This is a genomic window from Streptomyces sp. NPDC003635 (assembly GCF_053587635.1).
This window is the reverse complement of the sequence record NZ_JBSFOK010000102.1, coordinates 1-6,817: the sequence shown is the minus strand read 5'-3', so window position 1 is coordinate 6,817 and position 6,817 is coordinate 1. Positions and strand designations below refer to the sequence as shown.

General features: G+C 73.2%; 7 protein-coding genes. All 7 read left to right on the top strand.

What is annotated here, in order from left to right; translation table 11 throughout:
- The first annotated feature begins 193 nt into the window (after positions 1 to 193).
- The gene (locus ACWDRW_RS39960; RefSeq protein WP_451733409.1) at positions 194 to 1,504 is read left to right on the top strand and encodes a ThuA domain-containing protein; all 1,311 of its coding nucleotides are present in this window, start codon (positions 194 to 196) and stop codon (positions 1,502 to 1,504) included.
- Between the two features lie 101 nt (positions 1,505 to 1,605).
- Positions 1,606 to 2,772: an inositol-3-phosphate synthase gene (locus ACWDRW_RS39955; protein ID WP_451733406.1), complete on the top strand. Its 1,167-nt coding sequence runs from the start codon at positions 1,606 to 1,608 to the stop codon at positions 2,770 to 2,772.
- Positions 2,769 to 3,779: a sugar phosphate isomerase/epimerase family protein gene (locus tag ACWDRW_RS39950; RefSeq protein WP_451733403.1), complete on the top strand. Its 1,011-nt coding sequence runs from the start codon at positions 2,769 to 2,771 to the stop codon at positions 3,777 to 3,779. The genes ACWDRW_RS39955 and ACWDRW_RS39950 overlap by 4 nt, the downstream gene beginning before the upstream one ends.
- 14 nt (positions 3,780 to 3,793) lie before the next feature.
- On the top strand, positions 3,794 to 4,507 hold the full coding sequence (locus tag ACWDRW_RS39945) for an EboA domain-containing protein (protein ID WP_451733400.1): 714 nt from the start codon (positions 3,794 to 3,796) through the stop codon (positions 4,505 to 4,507).
- Positions 4,507 to 5,355, top strand: a complete 849-nt coding sequence (locus ACWDRW_RS39940; protein WP_451733397.1) for a TatD family hydrolase — start codon at positions 4,507 to 4,509, stop codon at positions 5,353 to 5,355. Before ACWDRW_RS39945 ends, ACWDRW_RS39940 begins: the two co-directional genes overlap by 1 nt.
- A gap of 3 nt (positions 5,356 to 5,358) precedes the next feature.
- Positions 5,359 to 6,516, top strand: coding sequence for a metabolite traffic protein EboE (gene eboE, locus ACWDRW_RS39935; protein ID WP_451733395.1), 1,158 nt, complete (start codon positions 5,359 to 5,361; stop codon positions 6,514 to 6,516).
- The coding region (locus tag ACWDRW_RS39930; RefSeq protein WP_451733392.1) for an alkaline phosphatase family protein at positions 6,513 to 6,817 on the top strand (305 nt) is incomplete at its 3' end. The genes eboE and ACWDRW_RS39930, both read left to right, overlap by 4 nt.

Here is a 6,817-nt window from a genome sequence, read left to right as displayed (position 1 = left end):
CGGCATGGACCGGCTCCAGGGCGCCCCCGAGGCGCTGACCCGCCTGAAGGCCTTCGACTTCGACCCCCCGTCCGCGTCCTTCGACGCCGCGTTCGGCAACTGAGCACCGGCCCACCGCACCCCGCCTGTACAACCGGCCCCACTCCGGAGGCATTTCGTGCACAGGAACGTTTCAACAGGCCGACTGGCGATCATGGTCACGGGCGCGGCCCTGCTCCTCGGCTGCGTCTCGGGACCGGCCTCCTCTTCGGAGGCGTCATCCGGGGAGCGGGTGCTGGTCTTCTCCAAGACGGCCGGCTTCCGGCACGACTCCATCCCCGACGGCGTGGCGGCCCTCAAGGATCTGGGCGCCACGGCCGGTGTCACCGTCGACGCCACCGAGGACGCCGGCGCGTTCACGCACGACAACCTGCGCCGGTACGACGCGGTGGTGTTCCTGTCGACCACCGGCGATGTGCTCGACGGCGCGCAACAGCGCGCGTTCGAACGCTATGTGCGCCACGGCGGCGGCTTCATGGGCGTCCACGCGGCAGCCGACACCGAGTACGACTGGGCGTTCTACGGCGGCCTGGTCGGAGCGTATTTCCGGTCGCATCCGGCGACCCAACAGGCCACGGTGGACGTCGAGGACCACGCCCACGCGTCCACCTCGCATCTGCCGACGGCCTGGAACCGGACGGACGAGTGGTACGACTACCGCTCCAACCCCCGGGAACGGGTCCATGTGCTGGCCTCCCTGGACGAGTCGTCGTACACGGGCGGCACCATGAACGGCGACCATCCGATCGCCTGGTGCCACACCTACCAGGGCGGCCGTGCCTTCTACACCGGCGGCGGCCACACCAAGGAGTCCTACGCGGACCCCGCCTTCCGGCGGCATCTGCTGGGCGGGCTGCGCTGGACGACCGGCACGACCCAGGCCGACTGCCGTCCGGAGAACGGCTACCGGCCGCTCTTCGACGGCACGGCCGCCTCGCTCTCCGCCTGGCGGCAGGCCGGCCCCGGCTCCTTCTCGCTGGGCGCCGACGGCACGCTCTCGACCAGCGGCGGGCTCGGCCTGCTCTGGTACGCCGACCAGGGCTTCGGTGCCTACTCGTTGAAGCTCGACTGGCAGGTCGACGGAGACGACAATTCCGGTGTATTCGTGGGATTTCCGCCCTCGGACGATCCGTGGTCGGCTGTCAACAACGGCTATGAGATCCAGATCGACGCCACGGACGTCCCCGAGAAGACCACGGGGTCGGTCTACGGCTTCCGCTCCGCGGACCTGGCCAAGCGCGACCGGGCGCTCAATCCGCCGGGGGAGTGGAACACGTACGAGATCCGCGTGGAGGGCGAACGCCTCCGCGTCTGGCTCAACGGCGTGAAGATCAACGATTTCACCAACACCGATCCGGCCCGGAGCCTGCGTGACGGGCACGTCGGCATCCAGAACCACGGATCCGGCGACCAGGTGTCCTTCCGGGACATCCGGATCAAGGAGCTGCCCGTCAAGGGCGCATGAGCGACGGCGGGCGGGGGACGCCGGACCCCCGCCCGCCGTCTTCCACCCCCACGGGGTTCCACCGTCAAGGGGTTCTCCGCACGACAAGGAGGCTGCTGCCCATGTCCGCGTCCTTTCCCGGAGCACGTGTCGGAGTGTGGCTGATCGGGGCGCGGGGCTCCGTGGCCACGACGGTGGTAGCCGGCTGCGCCGGGATCTCGGCGGGCCTGCACCAGCCGACGGGCATGGTCACGCAGACCCCGCCCTTCACCGACGCCGCCCTGCCGCCGCTGCCGTCGTTGGTCTTCGGCGGCCACGACACGGTGGACTGTCCGCTGCCGAAACGGGCGGAGGCGCTGGCGGCGGGAGGCGTCCTGCCGCCGGGCCTGCCCCGGGCGGCGGCCGCTGAACTCGCCCTGGCGGAGCGGGAGATCAGGCCCGGCGGTCCGCTCCCCGGCGACACGCGGGACGAAGCGGCGCTGATCGCCGCCTTCGCGGCCGACATCACGGACTTCGTACGACGACTGGGCCTGGCCCGAGCGGTCGTGGTCAACGTGGCCTCGACGGAACCGGCGCCCACGGGCCCGGCGCTCCCACCGAGCGCCCTGTACGCGGCGGCGGCCCTGCGCGCGGGCTGCCCGTACGTCAACTTCACCCCCTCGACGGGCCTGCACCACCCGGAACTGTCCGCTCTCGCCGCCGATTCCGGCCTCCCCTACGCGGGCCGCGACGGCAAGACCGGCCAGACCCTGCTCCGGGCGGCCCTGGCCCCGATGTTCACCCAACGGGCGCTCGCGGTGCGGGCCTGGTCCGGCACGAACCTTCTGGGCGGCGGCGACGGCGCCTCCCTCGCCGACCCGGCGGCGGCCGCCGCGAAGAACGCCGGCAAGGAGCGGGTGCTGGCCGACGTGCTCCCGTCGCGGCCCGAGGGCGAGGTCCACATCGACGACGTCCCCGCGCTGGGCGACTGGAAGACGGCCTGGGACCACATCGCCTTCGACGGCTTCCTCGGTACCCGCATGATCCTCCAGACGATCTGGCAGGGCTGCGACTCGGCCCTGGCGGCCCCCCTGGTCCTGGACCTGGCCCGCCTGGTCGCCCGCGCCCACGAGGCAGGCCTCTCCGGCCCGCTGAGCGAACTGGGCTTCTACTTCAAGGACCCGGTGGGCCGGGGCCCGTCGGCGCTGGCGGAGCAGTACGGGGAACTGGTCCGGTTCGCCGGTCGGTTGGCGGCCGGCGGTGACGGGAGCCCCGGCGCCTCGGGTGGCGCCGCGGAGGAGAAGCGGTGAGCGGGGGTGTCGCCGCCGGTACGACGCCGAGGGACACACCCCCGGAAGGCAGGACCCATCAGCTCCCGGCTGCGGACAGCCCCGCCGCACCAGCCGCACCAACCCCCGCCCCGACCCGTCGCTCGGCAGATCCCGCCCCCGCCGCGCCCCTCCGTTTCGGTTACGGCACCAACGGTCTCGCCGACCTCCGCCTGGACGACGCCCTCTCCCTCCTCGCCGATCTGGGCTACGACGGCGTCGGGCTGACCCTCGACCACATGCACCTGGACCCCTTGGCGCCGGATCTCGCCGCCCGCGTCCGCCGCCTCGCCCACCGGCTGGACACCCTCGGCCTGGGCGTGACGGTCGAGACCGGCGCCCGCTATGTGCTCGACCCGCGCCGCAAACACGGCCCCTCCCTGCTGGACCCCGACCCGGACGCCCGGGCCCGCCGCGCCGACCTGCTGATGCGCGCCGTGCGGATCGCCACCGAGCTGGACGCCCACGCCGTGCACTGCTTCAGCGGCGTCACCCCGGCCGGCACCGACCCGGACATCGCCTGGAAACGCCTGGCCGAGTCCCTCGCCCCCGTCCTGGACGCGGCGGCATCCGCCGGAATCCCCCTGGCCGTCGAACCCGAGCCCGGCCACCTCCTCGCCACCCTCGCCGACTTCCATCACCTCCGCCATATCCTCGGCGACCCGGGACACCTGGGCCTCACCCTCGACATCGGCCACTGCCAGTGCCTCGAACCGCTCCCTCCGGCCGACTGCGTCCGCGCCGCCGCGCCCTGGCTGCGCCACGTCCAGATCGAGGACATGCGCCGCGGCGTCCATGAGCACCTCCCCTTCGGAGACGGCGAGATCGACTTCCCGCCCGTCCTCGCGGCCCTCGCCGAAACCGGCTACCAGGCCCTGACCGTCGTGGAACTGCCCCGCCACTCCCACGCGGGCCCCCACCACGCCACGCTCTCCCTCCCGTTCCTCCGCAACGCCGCCCCACCGCCGGGCGAACCCTCCGCCACCTGAGAAGGGAGCACCCGATGACCCGCCCAGCCCCCACCACGGGCACCGAGGCGGCCGGCACCCAGGGCACCACCCTCGCCCTCACCCCGCCCGCCGAACTGCACGAAAGGCTCTCCGCCCGTCTCGCCGGAGCCGCCCGAGCCTGGCTCGACCAGGCCCTCGACGAGGCCGCCGCCCACCCCGGCACCCACGGCCCCATCTCCGTATGGGAGTTGCGCCTGGCCGAGGCCGGCCGCCGCTGCGGCTCCGAGCACGCCGACGCCGCCCGCGTCCTCATCCTGCACGCGGCCCGAGCCGACGCCGACGCGGTCACCCGCGTCTACTCCCAGGGCACCGGCGCCGAACGCCGCGCCGCCCTGCACGCCCTGCCCCACCTCGTGCCCGGCCCGGAAGCCCTCCCGCTCGTCGAGGACGCCCTGCGCACCAACGACACCAGCCTCCTCGCCGCCGCCGTCGGCCCCTACGCCGCCCGTCATCTCGACCCGCACCAGTGGCGCCACGCCGTCCTGAAGTGCCTGTTCACCGGTGTGCCCGTCGGCGCGGTGGCCGGCCTCGAGCGCCGCGCCCGCGCCGACGCCGAACTCGCCCGCATGCTCGGCGACTACGCCGCCGAACGCACCGCCGCGGGCCGCGACGTACCCGAGGACCTGTACCGCGTCCTGGCCCTGACCGAAGCCGATGCCACACCCCCACCGCACGGTTCGGCCCACCCCCACGGCAAGGAGTCCTGATGCGCATCTTCGACCCGCACATCCATATGACGTCCAGGACCACCGACGACTACGAGGCCATGTACGCCGCGGGCGTCCGCGCCGTCGTCGAGCCCTCCTTCTGGCTGGGCCAGCCCCGCACCGCACCGGCCACCTTCCTCGACTACTTCGATTCCCTCCTCGGCTGGGAACCCTTCCGCGCCGCCCAGTACGGCATCGCCCACCACTGCACGCTCGCCCTCAACCCCAAGGAGGCGAACGACCCGCGCTGCCTGCCCGTCCTCGACGAACTGCCCCGCTATCTCGTCAAGGACCAGGTCGTCGCCGTCGGTGAGATCGGCTACGACTCGATGACCCCCGCCGAGGACACCGCCCTGGCCGCCCAGCTCCAGCTCGCCGCCGACCACGGGCTGCCCGCGCTCGTGCACACCCCACACCGCGACAAGGCCGCGGGACTGCGCCGGACGCTCGACGTCGTCGCCGAGTCCGCGCTGCCCATGGACCGGGTCCTGGTCGACCACCTCAACGAGACCACCGTCAAGGAGGCCAAGGACAGCGGCTGCTGGCTCGGCTTCTCCGTCTATCCCGACACCAAGATGGACGAGGAGCGGATGGTCGCCATCCTCCGCGCCTACGGCCCCGAACAGGTGCTGGTGAACTCCGCCGCCGACTGGGGCCGCAGCGACCCCCTCAAGACCCGCAAGGTCGGCGACCTGATGCTGGCCGAGGGCTTCACCGAGGACGACGTCGACCGGGTCCTGTGGCGCAACCCCGTCGCCTTCTACGGGCTCAGCGGCCGGCTGAACCTCGACGTCGCGGCCCCGGACGCCACCCACGAGGGCAACTCCATCCTGCGCGGCGGGGCGTGAGCCATGCGCTTCCGGCACCCCGACGGCTCCACCGTCCACCTCGCCTACTGCACCAACGTCCACCCCGCCGAGACCCTCGACGGCGTCCTCGCCCAGCTCCGGGACCACTGCGAACCCGTCCGCCGCCGCCTCGGCCGGGACCGCCTCGGCATCGGACTGTGGCTCGCCAAGGACGCCGCCCACGCCCTGGTCACCGACCCCGCCGCGCTGCGCGGCCTGCGCTGCGAACTCGACCGCCGGGGCCTGGAGGTCGTCACCCTCAACGGCTTCCCCTATGAGGGCTTCGGCGCCGAAGAGGTCAAGTACCGCGTCTACCGGCCGGACTGGACCGACCCCGAACGCCTCGAACACACCACCGCCCTCGCCCGCGTCCTCACCGGACTGCTCCCCGACGACGTCGACGACGGCAGCGTCTCCACGCTCCCGCTCGCCTGGCGCACCCGGCCGACGGACTCCGCCCACACCGCGCTGCGCACCCTCGGTGAACGCCTCGACGCGCTGGAGGAGCTCACCGGCCGCTCCATCCGCGTCGGCCTGGAACCGGAACCCGGCTGTGTCGTCGAGACCACCCGTGACGCCATCGCTCCGCTCACCGCCATCGACCATCCACGCATCGGCATCTGCGTCGACACCTGCCACCTCGCCACCTCCTTCGAAGACCCGCACACCGCCCTGGACGCGCTCGCCGCGTCCGGCGTCCCCGTCGTCAAATCCCAGCTCTCGGCCGCACTCCACGCCGAGCACCCGCACCTCCCCGAGGTCCGCGAGGCCCTCGCCGCCTTCGACGAACCCCGCTTCCTGCACCAGACCCGCACCCGCACCGCCGCCGGCCTGCGCGGCACCGACGACCTCGGCGAGGCACTCGGCGGGCGGGCGCTCCCCGAGGCGTCGCCCTGGCGTGCCCACTTCCACGTCCCGCTGCACGCCCAGCCCGCCGCGCCCCTCACCTCCACACTCCCCGTCCTCAAGACCGCCCTGACCCGGCTTGTCGGCGGCCCGCACCCGCTGGTGCGCCATCTGGAGGTCGAGACCTACACCTGGCAGGCCCTCCCGCCCGAGCTGCGCCCGAGCACCCGCGCCCAGCTCGCCGACGGCATCGCCGCCGAACTCACCCTCGCCCGCGACCTGCTGACGGATCTCGGCCTGAAGGAGCTCCCTTGAGCGCGAACACCTCACGGACCGCCCCCGGCAGCGTTCCCACCCCGCTCCTGGTCCTCGACGTCGTCGGCCTCACCCCCCGTCTCCTCGACCACATGCCCCACCTCAAGGCGCTGGCGGCCGCCGGCTCCCGCGCCACGCTCGGCACCGTCCTGCCCGCTGTCACCTGTGCCGCCCAGTCGACCTTCCTCACCGGCACCCACCCGTCGGAGCACGGCATCGTCGGCAACGGCTGGTACTTCCGCGACCTCGGCGACGTCCTGCTGTGGCGCCAGCACAACGGCCTGGTCGCCGGCGACAAACT